At 61.5% G+C, this 21,690-nt stretch carries 15 protein-coding genes and 2 pseudogenes; 9 read left to right on the top strand and 8 right to left on the bottom strand.

All coding sequences use genetic code 11. The features are described 5' to 3' along the window. Window positions 1-5: 5 nt before the first annotated feature. From ACO6VD_RS10885 to ACO6VD_RS10870, 4 genes and pseudogenes are all read left to right on the top strand, one after another. Complete coding sequence (locus ACO6VD_RS10885; RefSeq protein WP_422418950.1) at window positions 6-4,163, top strand: RHS repeat-associated core domain-containing protein; 4,158 nt, start codon at window positions 6-8, stop codon at window positions 4,161-4,163. Further along, window positions 4,160-4,627, top strand: a complete 468-nt coding sequence (locus ACO6VD_RS10880) for a hypothetical protein (protein WP_422418948.1) — start codon at window positions 4,160-4,162, stop codon at window positions 4,625-4,627. The genes ACO6VD_RS10885 and ACO6VD_RS10880 overlap by 4 nt, the downstream gene beginning before the upstream one ends. 107 nt (window positions 4,628-4,734) lie before the next feature. Then, a pseudogene (locus ACO6VD_RS10875) lies at window positions 4,735-5,148 on the top strand (IS5 family transposase); the annotation flags it as partial. Beyond that, window positions 5,082-5,711: pseudogene (locus ACO6VD_RS10870) on the top strand (type IV secretion protein Rhs); the annotation flags it as partial. The pseudogenes ACO6VD_RS10875 and ACO6VD_RS10870, both read left to right, overlap by 67 nt. A gap of 119 nt (window positions 5,712-5,830) precedes the next feature. On the opposite strand, the gene ACO6VD_RS10865 reads toward ACO6VD_RS10870, so the two are convergent. Together ACO6VD_RS10865 and lpxO are read right to left on the bottom strand one after the other, a co-directional pair. Next, entirely contained in the window at window positions 5,831-9,445 is a 3,615-nt protein-coding gene (locus ACO6VD_RS10865) for a hypothetical protein (RefSeq protein ID WP_422418946.1), read from the bottom strand. Between the two features lie 259 nt (window positions 9,446-9,704). After that, window positions 9,705-10,604 carry a lipid A hydroxylase LpxO gene (gene lpxO, locus ACO6VD_RS10860; RefSeq protein ID WP_422419037.1) on the bottom strand — a complete coding sequence of 300 codons (900 nt, stop codon included), beginning with the start codon at window positions 10,602-10,604 and terminating at the stop codon, window positions 9,705-9,707. 218 nt (window positions 10,605-10,822) lie between these two features. Between lpxO and thpR the strand changes: the two genes are divergently transcribed. Together thpR and ACO6VD_RS10850 are read left to right on the top strand one after the other, a co-directional pair. Then, window positions 10,823-11,374, top strand: a complete 552-nt coding sequence (gene thpR / locus ACO6VD_RS10855; protein WP_422418944.1) for an RNA 2',3'-cyclic phosphodiesterase — start codon at window positions 10,823-10,825, stop codon at window positions 11,372-11,374. A 56-nt stretch (window positions 11,375-11,430) separates the two neighbouring features. Beyond that, window positions 11,431-11,775: a DUF2834 domain-containing protein gene (locus ACO6VD_RS10850; protein ID WP_422418942.1), complete on the top strand. Its 345-nt coding sequence runs from the start codon at window positions 11,431-11,433 to the stop codon at window positions 11,773-11,775. A gap of 121 nt (window positions 11,776-11,896) precedes the next feature. Here ACO6VD_RS10850 and ACO6VD_RS10845 read toward each other — a convergent pair whose 3' ends face one another. The 4 genes from ACO6VD_RS10845 to ACO6VD_RS10830 form a co-directional block, all read right to left on the bottom strand. Beyond that, window positions 11,897-14,338, bottom strand: coding sequence for a TonB-dependent siderophore receptor (locus ACO6VD_RS10845; RefSeq protein ID WP_422418940.1), 2,442 nt, complete (start codon window positions 14,336-14,338; stop codon window positions 11,897-11,899). Between the two features lie 93 nt (window positions 14,339-14,431). Then, on the bottom strand, window positions 14,432-15,409 hold the full coding sequence (locus tag ACO6VD_RS10840; protein WP_422418939.1) for a FecR family protein: 978 nt from the start codon (window positions 15,407-15,409) through the stop codon (window positions 14,432-14,434). Beyond that, entirely contained in the window at window positions 15,406-15,912 is a 507-nt protein-coding gene (locus tag ACO6VD_RS10835; RefSeq protein WP_422418937.1) for a sigma-70 family RNA polymerase sigma factor, read from the bottom strand. The genes ACO6VD_RS10840 and ACO6VD_RS10835 overlap by 4 nt, the downstream gene beginning before the upstream one ends. Window positions 15,913-16,034: 122 nt before the next feature. Further along, the gene (locus tag ACO6VD_RS10830) at window positions 16,035-17,237 is read right to left on the bottom strand and encodes an NAD(P)/FAD-dependent oxidoreductase (protein ID WP_422418935.1); all 1,203 of its coding nucleotides are present in this window, start codon (window positions 17,235-17,237) and stop codon (window positions 16,035-16,037) included. A 301-nt stretch (window positions 17,238-17,538) separates the two neighbouring features. On the opposite strand from ACO6VD_RS10830, the gene ACO6VD_RS10825 reads away from it, so the two are divergent. After that, window positions 17,539-18,084 carry an RrF2 family transcriptional regulator gene (locus ACO6VD_RS10825; protein WP_422418933.1) on the top strand — a complete coding sequence of 182 codons (546 nt, stop codon included), beginning with the start codon at window positions 17,539-17,541 and terminating at the stop codon, window positions 18,082-18,084. 33 nt (window positions 18,085-18,117) lie between these two features. Here the strand turns inward: ACO6VD_RS10825 and ACO6VD_RS10820 are convergent, their stop codons facing one another. Next, window positions 18,118-18,732 (bottom strand): cell wall hydrolase, encoded by a 615-nt coding sequence (locus ACO6VD_RS10820; protein ID WP_422418932.1) that lies wholly within the window; start codon window positions 18,730-18,732, stop codon window positions 18,118-18,120. Window positions 18,733-18,865: 133 nt separating this feature from the next. Here ACO6VD_RS10820 and ACO6VD_RS10815 point away from each other — a divergent pair, with 133 nt between their 5' ends. After that, complete coding sequence (locus ACO6VD_RS10815; protein WP_422418930.1) at window positions 18,866-19,717, top strand: CAP domain-containing protein; 852 nt, start codon at window positions 18,866-18,868, stop codon at window positions 19,715-19,717. A 9-nt stretch (window positions 19,718-19,726) separates the two neighbouring features. Here the strand turns inward: ACO6VD_RS10815 and ACO6VD_RS10810 are convergent, their stop codons facing one another. Next, on the bottom strand, window positions 19,727-21,172 hold the full coding sequence (locus tag ACO6VD_RS10810; RefSeq protein ID WP_422418928.1) for a SulP family inorganic anion transporter: 1,446 nt from the start codon (window positions 21,170-21,172) through the stop codon (window positions 19,727-19,729). Between the two features lie 83 nt (window positions 21,173-21,255). Here ACO6VD_RS10810 and ACO6VD_RS10805 point away from each other — a divergent pair, with 83 nt between their 5' ends. After that, complete coding sequence (locus ACO6VD_RS10805; protein ID WP_422418926.1) at window positions 21,256-21,609, top strand: SH3 domain-containing protein; 354 nt, start codon at window positions 21,256-21,258, stop codon at window positions 21,607-21,609. Window positions 21,610-21,690: the final 81 nt, after the last annotated feature.

Raw genomic sequence — 21,690 nt, 5'->3', positions numbered from 1 at the left:
CCCTCATGTTCGAAGCGGCCAGGTTCGGCGACGAGATTTCGCACACCAGCGCATTGGGGGGCTTTTTGATCGGCGCCGCCCTGGGCATCGCGCTGATTGCCACGGTGGCCATCGCCACCTTCACCTGCGGGTTCGGCGTGGCCTTGCTCGCCGGCTTGGCAGCGGGCATCGGGGGCAGCTTGCTGACCGCCGCCGGGGAGGCCATAGGCAGTATGTTTTCATCCCCCTCCGGGACGATACTTACTGCCTCACCGAATGTCTTCGTCAACAGCCGCAAGGCCGCACGGGTCGAGAAAAGCCAGGGGGCATGCGACAAACATCCAGGCCCGGTGCAGATTGCCGAAGGCTCGACCAACGTCTTCATCAACAGCTCGGCCGCAGCGCGCAAGGGCGACAAGCTGACCTGCGGCGCCACCATTTCTGGCGGTTCGGACAACGTCATCATCGGCGGCGGCACCTACCGCTACCTGCCGGTCGACGATGAGATCCCCAAATGGCTGCGCACCACCGTCGATGTACTGATGGCCATTGCCGGTGCGGCCGGTGGCATCGCGCAACTGATCAAGGCCGGTACCCAGGCCGGCATGAAAGCCGTGATGCCCTGCGCCTTGAAGTTCACCGCAGGCTTCGTCGCCGGTGAGGTGGCCAGCCGCTACGTGGTCGAACCGGTAGCGCGCAAGGCCATCGGTGGCCTGGTCGGCAACCCGGTCGATCTCACCACCGGGCGCAAACTGATCCCCGACGAAGTCGACTTCAGCCTGCCGGGCCTGATGCCGATCGAATGGTCGCGCTTCTACGCCAGCGACCTCAGTGTCGACAGCGTGCTCGGCCGTGGCTGGGTGCTGCCCTGGGAGCAAAGCCTGCGTCGGCGCGGCAGCTTCATCTACCTCACCGACAACCAGGGCCGTGAAATCCCGTTCGTCACCCTGCAACCGGGCGAGCGCATCTACAACCCGCACGAGCAGGTGTACCTGGTGTGCACCGAGGGCGGCCACTACCTCCTGCAAACGCTGGACAACCTGTTCTTCTACTTCGGCGAAGTGCCGGACGACGACAGCCAGGTGCCGCTGCAGCGCATCGAAAACGCCCTCGGCCACTTCCTGCATTTCACCCGTACCGCACAAGGTGCGCTGACCGACATCAGCGCCACTGGCGGCATTCGCGTGCACCTGCACTACGACCATCCGCTGGGTCGCCTGACCGAGATCAAACGGGTGGTCAACAACCAGGCGGTCGAAACCCTGACCCAGTACCGCTACGACGAGCAGGGCCAGCTCAGCACGGTGATCAACCGCAACGGCGACAGCGTGCGCAGCTTCAGCTACGCCGACGGCGTGATGGTGACGCACAGCAACGCGTTGGGCCTGGGTTGCCATTACCGCTGGGAAACCCTCGGCGGCCAGCCACGGGTGGTCGAGCACTGGACCAGCGACGGCGAGCACTTTCACTTTCGCTACGACCTCGAAGGGCGCACCAGCTGGGCCACCGATGTCCTCGGTCGTGAACTCGAGGTGCACTACAACGCCGACCACCGGGTGATCGCCAGCCGCGACTATGGCGGCGAGCGCTACGCGATCGAGCTGGACGACAACGGCAACATGGTCGGGCTGAGCTTGCCGGACGGTAACCGCCTGCAATTCAAGTACGACGAATTTGCCCGCCTGCTTGAAGAGACCGACCCGCTGGGCCGCACCATCGGCTACGACTACCACCACCTGACCACCCTGGTGACCAAGGTCGGTTACCCGGACGGCAGCACCTGGCAGGCGCGTTACGACGACAAGGGCAACCTGCTCGCCGAGATCGATGCCCTGGGCCAGTCGACCGAGTACCTGAACAGCGACGATGGTTTGCCGCACACCATCATCGACGCCAACCACAAGTCCAAGTACCTGTGGTGGAACACCCAGGCCCAGGTCGAGCGTTATCAGGACTGTTCGGGCAAAAGTACCTGCTACCGCTACGATGAGCGCCAGTACCTGGTGGCGGTGACCGATGCGTTGCAGCAGACCACCACGCTGGAGCGCAAGCCGGACGGTGAAGTCCTGCGCATCAACCATCCGGACGGCACTGCGGAAAACTTTACCTATAACGTCTATGGCCAGGTGCTCAGCCACGCCGACGGCAAGGGCCAGATCACCCGCTTGCAACGGACTGCACGGGGCTTGCCGAGCAGCCGCCAGGATGCCAAAGGGCAGCAGATACGTTACGAGTACGACAAGGCCATTCGCCTGACCGCGCTGGTCAACGAAAACAATGCGACCTACAGCTTTGCCTACGATGCCGCGGATCGGCTGAGCGAAGAGGTGCGGGTGGATAACCTGACGCGGCGTTTCAGCTATAACGAGGGCGGTTACCTGACCCGCGTTGATGAAATCGGTTATGGCGAAAATGGCGAGCAGCCGCAACGCGAGACGCTGTTCGAGCGGGATGCGATTGGTCGCCTGATTGCCAAGCTCAATCGCGATGCGCGTCAGCAGTATGAGTATGACGACGGTGACCGGTTGCTGAGTATTCAACGCCAGCCAACCATGACCGGTAAGCAACTGGGGGTAACCGAAGAGAAGCTGGAATACGCCTACGACCTGCTGGGCCGGTTGACTGAGGAAATCACTGCCGATGGAGCCCTGAGCTACGAGTACGACCCACTCAGCAACCTGACCACGCTGACCCTGCCGGACGGCCGTAAGATCAACCATCTGTATTACGGCAGCGGTCACCTGCACCAGTTGAACCTCGATGGCCAGGTAATCAGCGACATGGAGCGCGATGACCTGCACCGCGAGGTGTACCGCACCCAGGGCAAGCTCACCAGTTGCTTCGGCTATGACGCGATGGGACGCAAGGCGTGGCAATTTGCATCGAAGCTGCCTGCCGACAAACTCTCACAGGTGCATAACAGCGGGATCAACACCTCGTTGCTGTTGGAACATGCCTACAACCCGGTTCACCGCCGCTATCAGTACGATCCGGCGGGTGAGTTGGTGCACACCCTGGACAAACTGCGCGGCGAGATCAAGTACGAGTACGAAGCCAATGGCCAACTAAAAGGCCGTGACACCGGTTCGCTGCTCGGTAGCGAAGAGTTCCGCTACGACGCCGCAGCCAACCGGCTGAACTTCAATACCAGCCAGTTCGACAAGGTCAAGGACAACCGCATCAGGCAGTGGCGGGATCAGGAGTATCGGTACGATCCCTGGGGCAACCTGATCGAGAAGCGCTCGGGGCATGGCAAGCTGCAGAGCTTCAGCTATGACTGCGAGAACCGCCTGGTTCGTGCCGAGACCTTAGTCAACGGCAAGCTGGAAAGCACGGGCGAGTATCGCTACGACAGCCTCGGGCGGCGGGTAGCCAAACAGTCGGAGGTCAACGGCAAAACCGAGCAGAAACACTTTCTTTGGCAAGGGCTGCGGATGTTGCGGGAGGAGGTGCCGGGGCAGAGCAGTTTGTATATCTACGAGCCAGGTAGTTATGCGCCGTTGGCACGCATCGATCAAACGGAGGGCGAGGAGCAAAAGCTTTACTACTTCCACACCGACCAAATCGGTACGCCGCTGGAGATGACCAACTGTGATGGAGAGATCGTTTGGCAGGCGACGTACCGTTCGTGGGGGGAGATAGAACAGCTCGAAGCCAATGACGTCGAGCAGAATCTGAGGTTTCAAGGTCAGTACTTTGACCACGAGACTGGGCTGCACTACAACACATTTAGGTACTACGATCCGGAAGTGGGGCGGTTTGTAACGCAGGATCCGATTGGATTGGATGGAGGGTTCAACCTTTATCGATACGTACCGAACCCAACGGGTTGGATTGATCCTTGGGGATGGGAGTGCTGGGGGACTGCGCGTAAGAACTACTGGAAAGCTGAGGCTAAAGCTCCTACTCAGGCATATTCCCCTGCTAACCTTGCTCGGATGGCGGAAGGTAAGGCACCTAAAATGACTGTTCTAGTAAGGAACAGAAAAACCTTTGCAGTGACCAAAAAGGAAATGTCTTTGGAACTCCATCATAATGATATCCCTCAACGAGTTGGCGGGGTCGGCGTACATGATAAAGATAATCTGCTTTCGCTTACACCATGGGAACATGAGGCCGTGGACCTGTATCGCCATGTTGGATACGATTTGATCAAAGTTGTTAAAGGAGTAGACGTCTGGTGAGTGCGAATTCAATTATTTTAAATGGTATTGTTAGTTCCGAAGCATACCAGGATATAGTTTCTCAGTTAAAAAAAGAAATTGGGATTGCTATTTGTGAAGAGCTTTCAGAGTTGTTTGAGGACTTTGATGCGGCAGCTTTTGAAAGGTCGGGCTTGTCGATTGAGGAGCTTGAATCTGCATTCGAGACTATGTCGGGTGAATTAAGAAGCTATTCAGTTAGAAAGTATAAGGCTCTAGATGGCGTCCCGGAAGAGCAGGAGTACCCTGTGGGTGAAGAGCCGGACGAGGATGATAATGAATCTGAGAGTGAAAATTTGGGGTATGCCCCAGGATTTTTGTTGGCTAATGCAATAGAGTTTTTGCTTGCAAGAAAAGGGGGAGGGTATCTGGAAAAATATCTCAAGGAGTCCAGGATTCCGCAAGCTGGAAAATATGCTAAACAAATCCTGTCATTTCTAGGATAGATTTTGGTTTGTTAGGCTCTGTACGAAATCCCGAGAAACCCAATCGGCGTCCCTCGGGAGCTGAAGTTTTGTAGAGTTTCCAGCCATCTACGGAAAGGAATCCTGTGATGGCAAAGCGTTACGAACTCTCGGATGAGGCCTGGACTGTGGTTGCTGATCTCTTCATCGAACCCCATGGCCGGGGGCGGCCCCGTCTGAGCGACCGCCTGATGCTTGATGGCGTGCTCTGGGTGCTCTGCTCAGGTGCTGCGTGGCGAGATATGCCAGAACGCTTCGGCCCGTGGTCAACGGTGTATCAACGGTTTGGGGGCTGGCGAAACCAGGGGACATTCGATCAGATGCTCAAACGCTTGCACATGAGATTGAATGAGCAAGGCTTGATCGATTTACAAACCTGGATGATCGACTCAACCGCAGTACGCGCAACCCGAGCCTCTTCTGGCGCCGGGAAAACTTCTACCTCGGCGAAGGGCCGGCTGACGACAGCCAGCTGCCGCTGCAACGCATCGAAAACGCCCTTGGCCACTTCCTGCATTTCACCCGTACCGCACAAGGCACGCTGACCGACATCAGCGCCACTGGCGGCATTCGCGTACACCTGCACTACGACCACCCGCTGGGTCGCCTGACCGAGATCAAACGGGTGGTCAACAACCAGGCGGTCGAAACCCTGACCCAGTACCGCTACGACGAGCAGGGTCAGCTCAGCACGGTGATCAACCGCAACGGCGACAGCGTACGCAGCTTCAACTACGCCGACGGCGTGATGGTGACGCACAGCAACGCGTTGGGCCTGGGTTGCCATTACCGCTGGGAAACCCTCGGTGGCCAGCCACGGGTGGTCGAGCACTGGACCAGCGACGGCGAGCACTTCCACTTTCGCTACGACCTCGAAGGGCGCACCAGCTGGTCCACCGATGTGCTTGGTCGCGAACTCGAGGTGCACTACAACGCCGACCACCGGGTGATCGCCAGCCGCGACTATGGCGGCGAGCACTACGTGATCGAGCTGGACGACAATGGCAGCATGGTCGGGCTGGGCTTGCCGGACGGTAACCGTCTGCAATTCAAATACGACGAATTTGACGGCAAGGGCCAGGTCACCCGCTTGCAACGGACAGCGCGGGGTTTGCCGAGCAGCCGCCAGGATGCCAAAGGGCAGCGCATTCGTTTCCCGGCCTCCGGCACGCAGCCCCAACCACCTCAGAACTTCGAGAAGTTGATCGCATCGACAATGATCGAGCCACCAATACCGGTCAGCGAAAGCAACAATGCCCGCACCAGGGGCTCTTCGGAGTAACGCGAGAACGCGCCGGTGTTGAGCGCAGCGATGCGGGCACGGATCATTTCCAGCTTGTCCTGGTTCAGTCTGTCTTCAGCAGGGAACAACAAGTAGTCATCAATACGCCGCAAGGCTATTTGCCGTGCTTTCTCCGCCGCGCGGCGCAACGATATCGCTGAGCTGAGCAGTATCGCCGCGGTGAGCAGAAATGAAAGGACAATGCTCGGCGGGGTCGGCCAGTTGTCGAAATAGCTGCTGCGCGAGGCGATCATGATCAACAGGACGATGGTCGGTGCATAGATCAGGCGATTGACTGCCGCCGTGCGCTTGGCGATCAGGACCATGTCCATCCAGTCGTCGATGCAAGGGTGGGCAGGGATTCCAAAGATCTTTTCATGCTCGATTTGCAGGGAATTCGGCCAGATGCCGTGGTGATTGCTCAACTGGCGGATGAAGCGTGTGAGCAAGCGGTTGGCGTCTACTACCCAGAACACCAGCAACTGGAAGAGCACCAGGGGTAGTAGCCAGCTCAATCGCCACATTGTCGAGGTGCCGCGAACCGGGAGCCCCTCCATGGGCCACAGCACCATCAGTACGCTGGTGATCACCAGGAAAAACCAGGTGGCGAGCGCCGCCCGCAACAGGCGCGCGGTGAAGGTGCCGCATTCGCAATGCTCGCGCCAGAAGCGCGAGATGTACACCAGCGGGCGCGCGTCACGGCTGGTGGGGAGTTGCAGGGCATCCCGTGATTTGTCGCGGATGTGCGGGATATCGCTGGGCGACAGCGGGAAGATGATCTTGAACAGCCAATGCCCCAATTGATTGAGCCATTGGCGCCAGGACCATTTTTTATGACGTTGGTTGAACAGCGGAAAATGGCGCCACAACCTTGCCCGGTAAATCGGCGTTATATGGCTGAGGTGGTAGGTATTGCGGATCTCGATACGGTTGACTTGCAGGTTGCGCCAACCCCAGCACAGCGCCGAAACCGAGATCAGTGCCGCCAGCAGGCGCAACGCGACGGTAGGCCAGGCACTGATGCCCTGGAACAGGAACATCGGCTCACCCAGGCCGTTGTCGGTCAGGTCGCGGCGAATCTGGTACGCCCACAACAGCGCCAGAATGAACACCACCAGCGGCACCAGGATGTACCACCCCGAGGCATTGAACAGGCCGGTAATGCCGGCAGTGGCACGCCCGCGCCGTAACGAGACGGGTGTGGTTCGGCGAATAAGCTCGGCGCAAATGATGCCCAGCACAATCAGCACGAAGGTGATCCACATGAACTCCACCCGCCAGTACAAGGTACCGATCAGGGCGGCCAGGGCGGACGCGGCATAGAGCGACATCGGCATGCCGTAAACCCAGGGCGGGAGCCGGTAGGGCGGCGCCACGGCGTCCTGATCGGGCGACGCGGGCGGTGTTGGTGTGGCGGGTGTTCTGTGGGTCCACCACCAGCCGAGGGCCAATGCCAGCAGCAGTAATATCAATGACAAAGGCCCGGCCCCGAAGAACGCCAAGCGCGCGGTAAAGTCTTTGCGCATTGCCGGGGACATCTCGGGGTAGGGGAGTTCTGCGCGGTCCTGCAAGCAGCGCAAGGCCATGATGTCTTGCGGGCGCACGCGGCTGATCTGGTCCGCGCGCCCTGGATTGGGCGCGGTACAATCCTGCGGTCGCGACCCGGTCAGTTGGCTGGCCAAGGGGATGAAGCCTTTGATGCCCACCTCATAGATACCCGGCGAGAGCAGCCCCGATGTGGTGTAGTCGAACTTTGCCCGCTTGGCGTCGAAGCTTTGCGGGGCTTGTGCCGCCAGCACGGCGATGAACACGGCACTTTGCAAACTGTCGCGAAACGGCGGTACGTCCTGTTGCAGGGCCCGGGTCAGGGTCAGCCCATAGGGCGCGGCCAGCACCAGGTTGCGGGTGGTTTCGGCCTGGCCGCGTTGCAACATGCGGGCATCCAGGTCAGTGGAGAAAAACACCTTGTACGGCATGCGCGATTTCAGCGCTTGCAGGGCCAGCAATTTGTCATAGGTATCGAGCCCCAGTATGCCAATGGCGCCGATGCCGTTTTCACCCTTGCGCCGATAGAGTTCGTCTTCATCGGCGATGTGGTCGGCCAGGCGGCGCAGGTAGTCGAGTTGGGAGTTGCCATCGGACTTCTCCAGCGGGCTGGCGTCCAGTTCAAGGGTGTCTTTCTTGCTGTCGTTGCCCGCGGCCTTGGCAACGCTGGCGGCCTCCTCCGGAAGACGCCCATCCAGGCCGCGCAGGTAGCTGAAACGTAGGACCCACTCATCAACGGAGCGTCTTTTTTTATCGTCTAGGCCCGCGCTCTCGGCCACCTGGGATTTGAAGCTTTCGATCAATGCGCGGCTGTAGAAGCTGTCCCACTCGGAGATCAGTGCGATGCGGTTCAGGCGCTGGAAGCCTCTGCGGCTGCAGTCGTTGCCGACCCTCATCAGCGCGCCCGGCGCACACTGCAAGCCGGCGACGGGGTCGACCCTGCGCAGTTTCAGTTCTTCGAGCAGCAGGGCGGTCATGGTGCGGTCGTCGCTGATGGTGCGCAGCAGTTTGAGCGTTTGCTGCGGATAAGCTGTTTTCGCTTTTGCCTGGTCCTCGGGCTTTTCGATCCCGCGCATCAGCATCTTTCTGTCGGCGGTGGCCAAGGGCGAGTAGATCTCTATGTTGGGCACCTCTGTGCCTTCGTATTCCTGGCGGTACATGTAACGCAGCACCGTCGAGTCGGCAGGCCCGACGACCTTGAGGATTCTGTCGTCGTTGAGCTGGGTGCAGGAGGCGGACGAGGGCGTGCCGTCAAGCTTGCCGACCTTGCACGACAAGGTCTGGCGCAGTTGCTCAAGCTTTTGCAAGGGGGCGGTGTCGAGGTGGTTCTGTTTGAGCCAGAACAAAATGGTGCGGGCGGCTGGATGCGGGTTGTTGTCGATATCGGTCGGCGGGTCGAAAGGGTTGGCGACAAAGACTTCATAGGGCAGTTCTGTGCGCCCGCGATTGACCTGGGTATCAGTGGCCTGAGCATCGGTTGGCGACGCGAGCGGATCACCCTGCAGGTTGTCTGCCAGGGCCAGGCAACGAATGTTCTGTTCGTCTTCGGGGACCATCCGCGCCGTCTTGAAACCGGCGAGCATGGCGTAGCGCATGCGTCGGCGCAGCTCCACTTCTTCGGCGTAGGGCCCACCTTCGACCAGGGCAACCATGATGTTGGTCGGCTCGGCGGTTGATGCCTGGGACGTTGCAGTCGGGGCTATCGATTTGTCAAAAAGCTCAGAGGTGCATTCGGAGCCAAGCACAGCGCTCTTGTTCTCTTTGAGTCGCTTGCGGTAGCGCTCCAGGGCATCGAAAGGGTCCTGCCACAGGCGTGCTTCTATCGGCAGCTGGGTCTGGAACTGCGCACCAAAGGGGCGTTGCTCGAGGAACGGGGCACGGGTGAGGGCAAAGGTAGAGACAATCAGGCTAAGCACAATTGCGCTGCCAGGCAGCCAGAAGCCGAGGTTGCTCCCCGAATCGTTGCTGTTCATTCTCTGGCCCTCAGGTGGCAAACCGACCACCAGGAACAAGGTAAAGAACCCAATCGAGGAGCGCGCTTCGTACTAAAGGGCCTTGGCCACCGTTGCAACTCGCCAGCTCATGAGCTTGCTGGCGGCACCGCTTCCAGTCGCTCTGTAACTGCCAGGCTAGCGGTGTACCTGATAATTGTAGTTCAGCTGGCCAGTTGTCCAGTCGCGGTCCGGGCAAGGCGCTGCGTCTTGCTCACGGCCGCGGGACCTGCACAGGTCATCAGATATAGATGAACACCAGCACCAGGGCTGCCACTACTGCCCATTTTTCCAGGTAGTAGCGGGTGCGGTTGCGCTTCTTCAGCGCCTTGCCGCGTTCGCGGATCTTGTAGATGCGGGTGAACAGGCGGTTGATGCCGCCAGTCTTGTCACCGGCATCGTTGGGCGCTGCGGCGGCGGCCATGACGCTGCGGCTGAACCAGCGGTTGAAAGCAGTGGCCCAGCGGTATTTGAGCGGGCGCTCGACGTCACAGAACAGGATGATGCGGTTGTGCTCGGTCTGGTTCGAGGCGTAGTGGATGTAGGTCTCGTCGAAAATCACCCCTTCGCCGTCACGCCAGGCGTAGTTCTCACCGTCCACACAGATGTAGCAGGCGTCGTCGTTCGGCGTGTCCAGGCCCAGGTGGTAGCGGTAGGAGCCGGCGTACGGGTCGCGGTGACGGACCAGCTTGGAGCCTGGTGGCAGGGTGGCGAACATCGCGGCTTTGACCGTGCCGATGCCTTGCAGCAGTTCGGTGGTGCGCGGGCACAGCTTCATCGCCGAGGGGTGGCTCTCGCCGTACCACTTCAGGTAGAAGCGCTTCCAGCCGCTCTTGAAGAACGAGTTGAACCCGACGTCGTCGTAGTTCTGCGAGCTCTTGATCTCGCCCACATGCAGCAGTTGCTGCGCTTCGGCGCGGATTTCCTGCCAGTTGTCCTGCAGCGGCTTGAGTTCGGGGAAGCTTTCGACCGGCAGGTAGGGTTTGGCCGGGAGCTTGGAGAACAGGTAGAGGAATACGTTGACCGGGGCCAGGAAGCTCGAGTGGTCACCCAATTGGCGGGTGACCTTGTGCCTGACACGTCCGCGAAAATGGACGTAGGCAATCGAAAAAACAAACAGCAGAACCAGGAATATTTTCATGGGCGGATACTTGTCGATGTGGCGATGCGCCATGGCATAAGCCAGCCAGCATAAACAATCACACCCGGGGTTTGTACTAAATGTTACCGAAGTGGCGCACGACATTAGTCATAGGCGCAAAGGTTTGCGTTGTAGCCATTGCAGGGATCTAAAGTCGCCGGCTACCGGCATGCAGGGTTAGACTGGACGCCACGACGGTCGAGAAGGGAGGGCAAGGCATGGAGCAAGGCATGCGCGAAACGGGTGAGCCGTTCAAGCGGCTGTTTTTCGCCGTGGACTGCACACCGACGCAGCGCCGGGCCATTGCCCAGTGGCGCAGCGAACTCGGTATGGACAATGGCCGGCCGGTGCCGTCGGCGAATTTCCACCTGACCCTGATGTTTCTAGGCACAGCAGGCACGGCACAATTGCCGGCCATTCTCGCGGCGGCTGCGGCGGTGAAGGTGCCCGGCGAGCCACTGGCCGTGGCGCTTGATCGCCTGGAAGTCTGGCGCCCGGCCAAGGCCCTGGTGCTGGCCCCCAGCGAGACACCGGTCGCCTTGCGGCAGCTGGTCTATGCCCTGCAACAGGCATTGCTGCCCCTCGGTTTTGCCGAAGCGCCGAGAGAATACCGCCCGCACCTCACCCTGTTTCGCGACTTTCATGGCCCGGTACCGGAAGCCTTGGAGGCACCGCAGTTCAGCTTGAAAGTACGGCATTTCACCTTGTTCGAATCGCGCCGGGGACGTTACTGGCCGTTGGCGCACTGGCCGTTGCAAGTCGCTCATTGAGATGCAGTGACGGAGTGGCTAGTCTGAAGACCTTTTCTGTCAAAGGACGACAACGCATGAAAAAGCCGTACCTGGCCCTTGTGGCGCTGCTGGGATTTGCCGGTTACACCGCCTTCACCATGCTCCATGCCGAGCAGTCACTGATTCAGTTTGGCCTGCAACTGATGTCCAGGCCGGACACCGCCCAGGTCGTTATCGACCTGTACCTGCTGGCGGTGTTGGCGTGTGTGTGGATGTACCGCGATGCCCGCAGCCGCGGCCGAACGTTAGTCGCGGTTCTGCCGTATTTTCTGCTGACTGCGGTGTTCGTGTCGGCTGGGCCGTTGCTGTACATCGTGGTCAACGGCTTTCGGCGCAACGACCCGGTGGGAGCGGGCCTTGCCCCGCGATCGGGCGCGTAGCGGCCGCAAAATCAGGAGTTTGCGACAGTCCTGATCCGACGCGTTGTCCGGGTTTACTGCCGCTTTGCGGCAGATCGCGGGGCAAGGCCCGCTCCCACTGGAAGTACCCTCACCGTGCCGCCTAGAACTGTGGCGTGTACTTCACGCTGAACATGAAGTTGCGCGGTTCGCCAAAGTTGTTGTTGCCACTGAGCTGGTTGTAAGCCGCCACGTAGTAGCGTTTGTCGAACAGGTTTTTGCCATTCACCGCCAGGCTCACCTCAGGCGTCAGCTGATAGGCCAGGCGCGCATCCCACACGGCATAACCCGCTACGTCGTAGGTAGACTCGTAACCCAGGGTGTGGCTTTGCGCGGTAAAGCCCAGACCAGCGCTGACCTTGCTCCAGTCCCCCGGCAACTGGTAGTCGCTCCACACCCGCAGCATGTGCTTGGGCGTCCAGGTGCTGAAGGTCTTGCCTTCGTTCTCCGGGTCGTCCAGGTACTTGGTGGTGTTGTAGGTGTAGCCGGCAAACAGTTGTAGGCCGCTGAGCACCTCGCCGCTGATCTCGGCCTCGATGCCCTGGCTGCGCACCTTGCCGGTGGCGGTCGAGCAGTACCAGTCATCGCAGGCAAAACCTGAGGCCAGGTCCTGGGTTGCGCGGTTCTCCTGGTCGAAGCGGAACACTGCCAGGGAGGTATTGACCCGGCCGTCGAACAACTCGCCCTTGATGCCCATTTCATAGTTGCTGCCGATGATCGGCTTGAGCACTGAGCCACTGGCATCACGCTCGGACTGCGGTACGAAGACGTCGGTGTAGCTGGCGTAGACCGCCCACTCGCGGCTCAAGTCGTAGACGATGCCGGCGTACGGGGTGACTACGCCAGTCTCGGTCATGGTGCTTGGCGTATTGACCGTGCCGGCACGGTTGGTCGGGGTATAGGTAGTCGAGTCATACGTCTGGTCGAACCAGCTGACCCGCGAGCCGAGTACCACGGTCAGTGGTTCGGCAAGCTTGACCCGCCAGCTGCCGTACAGGCCTTTCTGGCGTACATTATAGGCGCTCCCGGTACCGCGGCCGCCGGGGTTGGCCAGCAGGCTGTCGTAGTCGATGTCAGGGCGGTGGTGGTCGATATCGAACACGTTGTCGCCGCTGGCATTGAAGGTGCGGGCAAAGAGGTCATCGGTGGTCAGCTTGGAGTAGTTGCCGCCGAGGGTGATCTCCTGTTCCAGGCCCAGGCCCTGGAAGCTGCCGACCACGTTCATGTCGACACCCACTTTGGTGGAGTCGAAGTCTGTCACCCAGTCGGCATACGTCACACCGCTGCCATCGAATTCCAGGCCGTCGCCGGTGGATTGCACGCGCTGGTGGGCGGAGGTGTTGGTTTCGCTCATGCGCACGCCGGCGATACGAAACTTCCAGTCGTCGTTGAAGCGGTGCTCGAGGTCGGCGTAGAGGGTGGTGACGTCGATTTCCGAATGGTTCCAGCGCGAGCCGGTGAAGGTCGAGCGCGGTACGTCCAACGGGCTGCCGTCGATGTAGCGCGGCAGGCCGCGCAGCATCGGTCGCGACTCGGCATCGGAACGGCTGACCGCCAGGCCCAGGGTAGTGTCTTCACGCAGGTCGAAATCCAGGGCGCCGTAGAGCGAGTGGGTCTTGCTCCATTCGTAGTCGATGAACGAGTCGCTCTGGTCTTCATCGGCGACAAAGCGTCCGCGCACGGTCCCGGCGTCGTTCAGCGGGCCACCGGCGTCCAGTTGCAGGCCGTAGTGATCCCAGCTGCCGGCCTTGCCGGTGAGGGTCACGGTCGGCGCGCTCTGGCCGCGTTTGCGCACCAGGTTGACCGCGCCACCCGGGCTGCCGGTGCCTTGCAGCAGGCCCGAGGCGCCGCGCAGGACTTCCATGCGGTCGAAGAAAATCAGGTCCTGGGTGGCCCAGTTGCCCAGCGAGTAGGTGTTGCGCGGGATCGGCACGCCGTCGTACTGCCAGTCGTCGATCTGGAAACCGCGCGAATAGATGATCAAGCCCGGTCCCACGCCCTGCAGGCCGACCAGGCCGGTGGTCTTGTTGACGGCATCCTTGAGATCGACGATGTCCTGATCGTCCATCTGCTTGCGGGTCATGACCGACACCGACTGGGGGATTTCCTTGAGCGTGTGAGTGCCCTTGCCGATGGTGGTTGCCCGAGCGGCGTAGGAGCCCGAACCCTCGGTGGTGGCGCTCAGACCGCTGTCATTGATGCTGGTGGCGCCCAGTTCCAGGGCATCGCCGGCATCGATGGCCGGGAACACGCTGAAGTTGCCCTGATCGGTCACCAGCAACTGCAGGCCGCTGCCGGCCAAGGCCTTTTGCATGGCCTGCACGGCGCTCATGCGGCCAGCGATTGCCGGAGCCTGCTTGCCCTGCACCAGTGCAGGGTCGAGGGAGACGATGCGTCCGCTCTGGCTGGCGATGGCATTGAGGGTGCTGGCCAGGCTGGCGGCGGGCAGGTTGAACGATAGCGTCTGTTCCTGGGCCGAGGCGCCAGTGGCAAGGCAGGCCATGGCAACGGCCGCAGGAAGGGCGTGGGACCAAGGGTTGAGCACGGAATACTCCTGATGAAAGAGGGGTGTCAGGAGATAGGTGCGACGAGAAATGAAAACCGGACACAAATACGATTGATTTTCATAAATATTTTTTCAAGACGGATTCTTTGCCCGGATCAGGGTCAGCCACGGGCTGTAGTGTTCGACCCGTACCGGCAGGGTTTCGGCCAGCGCGGCGAAGGCGCGTTGCGGTTCGTCGAGGGGGAAAACCCCTTGCACGCGTAGTCCGCGGACCTCGGGCTCGACCCGGACAAAGCCGCGGTAGTAGGGGCGTAGCGCCTCGACCACGGCTTGCAGGGAATCATCCAGCACATTCAGACGGCCGTTGAGCCAGTCGGCGCGATGGCGCTGGTCATCGTTCAGGGCTTCGATGCGCTGCGAATGGAGCAGGGCTGCGCGGCCTTCCTGGATATCCAGCTCGGTGCCATTGGGCAGGCGTGCCCGCACCGAATGCTCAAGCACCACCACGCGGGTGGCCTGCGCTTCCTGGCTGACCAGAAAACGTGTACCCAAGGCGCGCACGTCGCCCTGGGCGCTGCGCACGCGCAACGGCCGTGCCGGGTCGGCGGCAACCTGGATCAGCAAGCTGCCCTGACGCAGGATCAGCAAGCGTTGCTTGGCGTCGAATTGCAGGTCGACGGCGCTGCCGGCATCCAGGCTCAGGCGACTGCCGTCGGCCAGGGTGAAGCTGCGCCGTTCGCCGCGACCGGTACGCATATCGGCCAGCAGCGCTTCACCCATCTGGCTACGCGCACCCAGCCACAGGCCACCGCCGAACAGACCGAGGGCGGCCACGCTGCGCAACAGGTCGCGACGTGACGTGGTGGGTTGCAGCAATACCCGGCGCGCTTCGCCAGCCTGGCCCGGGGCCCGGCGGTCGAGGCTGCGCACCGTCTGGCAGGCGCCGCCGAGGCGGTCTTGCAAGCGTTTCCAGGCTTGTGCGTGAGACGGGTCGCTGGCCAGCCACAGGTCGAACTGCGCCTGTAGCGCGGCGTCGGTATTGCCGGCGCTAAGGCGCACCATCCAGTCGATGGCACCTTCGGCGGCAGGGTCCAGGCGTGACTGGTTCATGGTGCCAGCTCGCTCAGGTAGCACTGCTGCAAGGCCTGTTTCATGTAGCGACTCACCGTGCGCTCGGACAGCTCGAGCTTGCGCGCGATGTCCACATAACTCAGCCCGTCCAGCTGGCTGTAGAGGAAGGTGGCCTTGACGATCAGCGGCAAGCCGTCGAGCACCTGGTCGATGCTTACCAGGGCTTCGATCAGCAGCAGCTGTTCTTCCGGCGATGGCGCCAGCGGTTCGGGCAGCGCCGACAAGCGCTCAAGGTACGCCAGCTCCAGTTGCCGGCGTCGGTGACGGTCGAAGATCAGGCGGCGGGCGATGGTCGAGAGGTAGGCACGCGGTTGCTGGATGCTTTCCGGGTCGACCTGGGCGGTGAGCATCTGGCAGAAGGTTTCGGCGGCGGTGTCTTCGGCGTCGGCACGGTTACGCAGACGCTTATGGATATGCTGCAGCAGCCAGCGGTGATGGTCGCTGAAAAAGAAGCCCAGTTTGCGGGTCGACGGGTTTTGCACCGGTGGCTGTCCAGACGTTAGTGTAAATCGTTCTCAATGCTACCTGTCTCTGGTCCGACAGCGCAATTGTTCGATTCATACAACGACAAAGGGGCCGCATCGGCGGCCCCTCGGGTGGTGCATCAGGCAATCGGGATCAGCGGGTCGGCTGCGGCCAGTGCCGTTGCGCGATCAGCTGCCGGCGGGTAGATCCAGGTGGTGTTGATCTGGGTCTTGAGGTCTTTGGCTTCTTTGCGCAGCAATTTGACCTGGCGATCCCAGCCTTCGGTGTACACCGCACCCCAGGCTCCCAGGTCCAGGCAGGTCACGTACTTGGGCTGGCTGTAGGGGGTGGGTTCGACGCCGAGCAGGTCCGCAGCCACGTTGTTGCCGCTGTGACGGCCGAGGACGATGGCGTGCTGGCAGGACATCACGGCGAAGTTGCCTAGCTCGTCGGTGGCGGCGTAGGCCACGTCGCCGGTGGCGTAGACATGCTCCTGGCCTTTGACCTTGAGGTGGCGGTCGACATGCAGGCGGCCTTGCCCATCACGTTCGCCTGGCACTTGTGCGGTCAGCGCGCTGGCGCGCACGCCCACGGTCCAGATTACCGTGTTTGCCTCGATCCGCTCGCCATCGGCGAGGGTGACGCCGCCGGCATCCACGCCCGCTACCGAGGCATTGACCCGCCATTCCACACCCAGGGCCTCGGATGCTTCGATGATGGTCGGGCTGATGCCTTCACCCAGGGCGGCACCGATCTTGGCACCACGGTCGACGATGATCACCCGCACCTTGGCGTCGGCACCGAGGATGGCGCGCAGACGGCCGGGCATTTCGGTTGCGGTTTCGATCCCGGTGAAGCCACCGCCGGCAACCACTACGGTGTTGCGTGCAGCCGATTCCGGCAGCGTGGCCAGTGACTTGAGGTGCTGTTCCAGGCGCGCTGCCGATTCGATCTGGTCGACATCGAAGGCGTGCTCGTTGAGCCCGTCGATGTTCGGGCGCCACACACCACTGCCAGCCGCCATCACCAGACGGTCGTAGTTGAGTTCGCTGCGCTGGCCCTGGGCGTCGGTGTAGCTGACGCGCTTGGCCGCTACGTCGATCTGCTCGGCGGCGCCCTGGATGAAGGTCACGCCGACCGCTTTGAACAAGTCGCCCAGGGGCGCTTTCATCTGATGCACGTCAGGCTCGTAGAAGCGCGGACGAATGCGCAGTTCGGCTTGCGGGGCGAGGACGCTGATGGCGACATCGTCGCGGCCGTGCTGGTCGAGCAGGCGGGCTGCGCTCAAGGCGCTCCAGACACCACCAAAACCTGCGCCGACAATCAGAATGTGCTGTTTCATGGGTTGCTCCACAGAAAAGAAATTGTTGTATGAGCGGGGGCGTTGAAGGCAGCCTTGACCGCGCCGAACAACTACGACTCTATTGGTCGTAGTTATTCGGCGCAAGTATTTTTTTCTGTGGGACCATGCAGCGATCCGCGTAATCTTGCACGCGAACCGCTGTATTTCTGGGTTTCATTGCGCTGAAAGTGGTGCTGGCGGGCAGCCGGAAGCCGACGAGTGGCAGGGAATGGTGACAGCTGGATCACGTAAAGCATGAAAACACTGCTAGTATTTGCGACAAAGTTAGTCGGAGATTGTCATGTCACTGTATAGCGCCGGGGTGGAGTACGGCATCCATTGCCTGGCCTTCCTGGTGGATGAGCTGGGAGATAGCCGTGAAGCCAGCGTGCGCGACCTTGCCGAGCTGCAAGGGGTGCCGCAGGAATACCTGGCCAAAGTCTTCACCAAGCTGGCCAAGGCCGGGCTGGTGGTCGCCACCGAAGGTGTGCGCGGTGGCTTCAAGCTGGCTCGGCCGGCTGACGAGATCAGCGTGCTCGACATCGTTACGGCCATCGACGGGCGCAAGATGATCTTCGAGTGCCGCGATGTGCGTGATCGCTGCGCGCTGTTTGACGGCTCGCCGCCGAGCTGGGCGCAGGAGGGCACCTGTTCCATTCATGCGGTGATGCTGACGGCGCAAAAGCGGATGGAAGAAGCGCTGGCCCAGCAGACCATCCTCGATATCGCCCGGCGCGTGGGCCGCAAGGCGCCACCGGAGTTCTCCGCCCAGGTGGTCGACTGGATGAACGATCGCCGTGCAGGCAAGGCAGCCGGGGATATCCCGCTGGTGGATGTTTCCGAATAACCCCCGGTGGGAGGAGCTACCTGTGGGAGGTCTCTACTTCGCCGTGCCGTTACGCGGCTTGTAGAAGAGAAAATCCCCGGTCTCGGTGGTCTTCACATAGGCGCGCGCCCAGTCCGGTGAGACATGCCGGTCATGGAAGTACAGGGCCCCACGCGTGCGGTCATCCAGTTGCCGGTTAAGTGCCTTGCGTGCGATCTCTTTGGCGATGGCGTAGCGCGGTTCTTCCTGGACCGAATCCGAGCGCCCGTCACACCACCAGGAAAACTGGCAGTTGCCGGTCTCCGAGCCTTGCTTGACCACGCCACAGACGGTGTCCGGAAAACCGTCATGGCCCAGGCGGTTCATCACCACACTGGCCACTGCTTCCATGTCCGCAGGCTTGCCACCCTTCGATTCCCAGTAGATGCTGCGCGCCATGCAGGTGATGGCGTCGTCCAGGGCTGCTGCACCGGCCGGGTCCACCGCCTGGACTTCGCTCTGGGTGATGGCTTTACTCTTGGGGGCCGGTGGGGCGTCGGGTTGCACGGCCGCTTTCTGTTCCAGCACCTCGGCTTTTTCTTCAGCCACTTGGGCTTTCGGTTCGGCGGCCAGCACCGTGGGCGCGCATAAGGCCAGAACAAGGCAGGTTACGATCGTTGGCAGGCGCATAGGGGACCTTTGGCGGGTGAGGGAGTAGAACTTCCCGTTACAGGGTCGACCGCACGGCGCTCAAAACATTCCAGCTGTTCGACGACGGGCGACTTCGCGCATCATGGGCGCAGTCCGTTCAAGGGAGATATTCATGCGTGTCCTGTCATCCGTTTTGCGCCTGGCCAGCCTGCCGCTGGCCCTGGCGCTCGCTACCGCAGCTCAGGCCGACGAGCCGGCGCAGTTGATCGATTCGATCAACAGCTACCGCAGCCAGCCGCAGAAATGTGATAAGCAGGTGTCCCTTGAGCTGCCGCCACTGGCCAGCGATCCGCGTCTGGTGTTGCCGGCCACTGGCAGTATCGACCTGCGCACGGCGCTGGCGCAGGCCAATTACCCGATGGTCAATGTCCAGGCCATTACCCTCAATGGTCCCCGGGACGCTCAGGCGGCGATGCAAGCGGTGCGGGAAAGTTTCTGTCAGGTGGTGCTCGCCCCGCAGTTCATCGATATCGGTGTGAGTCAGCAAGGTCGCGATTGGCGCATTGTCCTGGCGCGGCCGTTGTTGGCTGGCAAGCTGGGCGACTGGCAAGCCGAAGGGCAGAAGCTGCTGACAATGATCAACAGTGCCCGCAGCCAGCAGCGCCAGTGCGGTGGCCAGACCTTTGCGGCCGCCACGCCGCTGACCTGGAACGCGGTGCTCGCCAGTACCGCCGAAACCCATACGCGGGCCATGGCCAACCAGAATTTCCTCGATCATGTGGATCGCGATGGCCGCACGCCGGGTGACCGGGCGGAGCTGGCAGGCTATGCCGGCCAGTTGAACGGCGAGACCATCGCTGCCGGGCAGGACACCCCGCGCAAAGTGGTCGATGGCTGGCTGGCCAGCCCCGGTCATTGCGCCAATCTGATGAACCCGCAGTTCACCGAGATGGGCGCTGCCTATGCGGTCGATCCCAAAAGTGATGCCGGGATCTACTGGACGGCCATGTTCGGCGCGCCGTAAAGGCTGATATCAGCCGTAGTGCAGGTCCGTGCGCTTGAGCAGTTGCTTGCAGCGCTCGGACAAATGCACCACGCGCAGGTGCTTGCCGTTGTTGCTGTAGCGCTCGCGCAGGGTCTTGAGCGCGGCAATCGCCGAATAGTCGACGAAGTTCAGGTGCTGGCAGTCGAGGGTCACCTGGGCCGGGTCGTTGGCCGGGTCGAACTGGTTGAGAAACGGCGTGGTCGAGGCGAAGAACAAGGTGCCGTGAACCCGGTAGAGTTTGCTGCCGTCACTTTCCAGGTGGCTGTCGGCGTACAGCTCGCGGGCTTGCTGCCAGGCGAAGTTGAGTGCGGCGATAACGATACCGAACAGTACGGCGGTGGCCAGGTCGGTGAACACTGTGACTATAGTCACCGCGATGATCGCCAGCATGTCGTTGGCCGGCACTTTGTGCAGCACCCGCAGCGAGGCCCAGGAGAAGGTCTGCTGCGCCACCACGAACATCACCCCGACCAGCGCCGCCAGCGGAATGCGCTCGATCAGCGGTGAGAGAAACAACACGAACATCAGGATCATGACCCCGGCCACCACCCCGGACAAGCGGCCGCGACCGCCGGAACTGAGGTTGATCGCCGTCTGGCCAATCATCGCGCAACCACCCATGCCACCGAATATGCCGGAGGTCATGTTGGCCACACCCAGGGCCACGCACTCGCGGTTGGGGTAGCCGCGGCTCTCGGTGATTTCATCGGTGAGGTTGAGGGTCAGCAGGGTTTCCAGCAGGCCGACCAGCGCCATCAGGATCGCGTAGGGCGCGATGATCTTAAGCGTTTCAAGGTTCCACGGAATGTCGGGCCAGCTCAGCGCGGGCAGGCCGCCGGCGATGTGAGCCAGATCGCCCAATGTTCGGGTCGGCAAATCGAGCAGGTAGACGCCTGCGCCGATGCCGAGGATTGCGATCAGCGCCGGGGGCACGCTACGGGTAAGGCGCGGCAACAGATAGACAACCGCCATGGTCAGTACCACCAGGCCGATCATCAGGTACAAGGGGTTGCCGCTGAGCCAGGCGCCGTCATGTTTGAAATGCTCCAGCTGGGCCAGGGCGATGATGATTGCCAGGCCGTTGACGAAGCCGAGCATCACCGAATACGGCACCATCCGCACCAGCTTGCCCAGGCGCAGCACACCGAAGGCAATCATGATCAGCCCGCCGAGCAATACGGTGGCCAGCAGGTACTGCACGCCGTGTTGCACCACCAGAGCAACGATGACCACCGCCATGGAGCCTGCCGCGCCGGAAATCATCCCCGGCCGGCCACCGAGCAAAGCGGTGAGGGTGCAGATGATGAACGCGCCGTAGAGGCCCATCAACGGATTCAGGTGCGCCACCAGCGCGAAGGCGATGCACTCGGGAACCAGGGCGAAGGACGTGGTGAGTCCGGCCAGGATATCGGCACGGATAGAGGTTGTTCTCATGGAGGGGAAGGCTGCCGGCGAAAAAGGGTAGGATGCTACGGAAGTTCGTGGCAGCGGACCAGTGTTCAAATGGAGGTGAACCGATGAAATTCGTGGTGGTTGCTCAGCATAGAAGCGAGTACCCAGAGCCCATTACCTTTGCCAAGGGCACTGAGTTGATCGTGGGCGAATGTTATGCCGGTGACGAGGGCTGGGATAACTGGTACTTGTGCAGTACCCCCGGTCAGCAGGACGGCTGGGTGCCGGGCCAGGTGATCGAGCGTCTGGACGGCAAGCGGGGCAGGGCGCTGGAGGACTATTGCGCCCGGGAGCTGGATGTTGATCCGGGGGACAGTCTGGTGGGCGGTCGGCAGTTGAATGGCTGGGTGTGGTGCCGCAGGGATTCTGATGCAGCGACGGGGTGGGTGCCTTTGGCAGTGTTGCGCCCGGCTTTTTGACCTGGTGGGCGCTATCGCGGGGCAAGCCCGCCCCCCCCCAAAACGCCCCACCCCCACGGGAGAGGGATTGTCCCCCCAAAA

Source organism: Pseudomonas sp. GZD-222 (assembly GCF_049310525.1).
In the GTDB taxonomy this organism is placed as follows: domain Bacteria; phylum Pseudomonadota; class Gammaproteobacteria; order Pseudomonadales; family Pseudomonadaceae; genus Aquipseudomonas.
The sequence above is the reverse complement of the archived record's forward strand: the minus strand, read 5'-3'. Positions and strand labels throughout refer to the sequence as shown.

Bases quoted from the DNA above. Each gene is read 5' to 3' on its own strand.
- ACO6VD_RS10885 (WP_422418950.1), top strand. From the start codon at position 6: ATGTTCGAAGCGGCCAGGTTCGGCGACGAGATTTCGCACACCAGCGCA.
- ACO6VD_RS10865 (WP_422418946.1), bottom strand. From the start codon at position 9,445: ATGAACAGCAACGATTCGGGGAGCAACCTCGGCTTCTGGCTGCCTGGC.
- lpxO (WP_422419037.1), bottom strand. From the start codon at position 10,604: ATGAAAATATTCCTGGTTCTGCTGTTTGTTTTTTCGATTGCCTACGTC.
- thpR (WP_422418944.1), top strand. From the start codon at position 10,823: ATGGAGCAAGGCATGCGCGAAACGGGTGAGCCGTTCAAGCGGCTGTTT.
- ACO6VD_RS10850 (WP_422418942.1), top strand. From the start codon at position 11,431: ATGAAAAAGCCGTACCTGGCCCTTGTGGCGCTGCTGGGATTTGCCGGT.
- ACO6VD_RS10840 (WP_422418939.1), bottom strand. From the start codon at position 15,409: ATGAACCAGTCACGCCTGGACCCTGCCGCCGAAGGTGCCATCGACTGG.
- ACO6VD_RS10830 (WP_422418935.1), bottom strand. From the start codon at position 17,237: ATGAAACAGCACATTCTGATTGTCGGCGCAGGTTTTGGTGGTGTCTGG.
- ACO6VD_RS10825 (WP_422418933.1), top strand. From the start codon at position 17,539: ATGTCACTGTATAGCGCCGGGGTGGAGTACGGCATCCATTGCCTGGCC.
- ACO6VD_RS10820 (WP_422418932.1), bottom strand. From the start codon at position 18,732: ATGCGCCTGCCAACGATCGTAACCTGCCTTGTTCTGGCCTTATGCGCG.
- ACO6VD_RS10815 (WP_422418930.1), top strand. From the start codon at position 18,866: ATGCGTGTCCTGTCATCCGTTTTGCGCCTGGCCAGCCTGCCGCTGGCC.
- ACO6VD_RS10810 (WP_422418928.1), bottom strand. From the start codon at position 21,172: ATGAGAACAACCTCTATCCGTGCCGATATCCTGGCCGGACTCACCACG.
- ACO6VD_RS10805 (WP_422418926.1), top strand. From the start codon at position 21,256: ATGAAATTCGTGGTGGTTGCTCAGCATAGAAGCGAGTACCCAGAGCCC.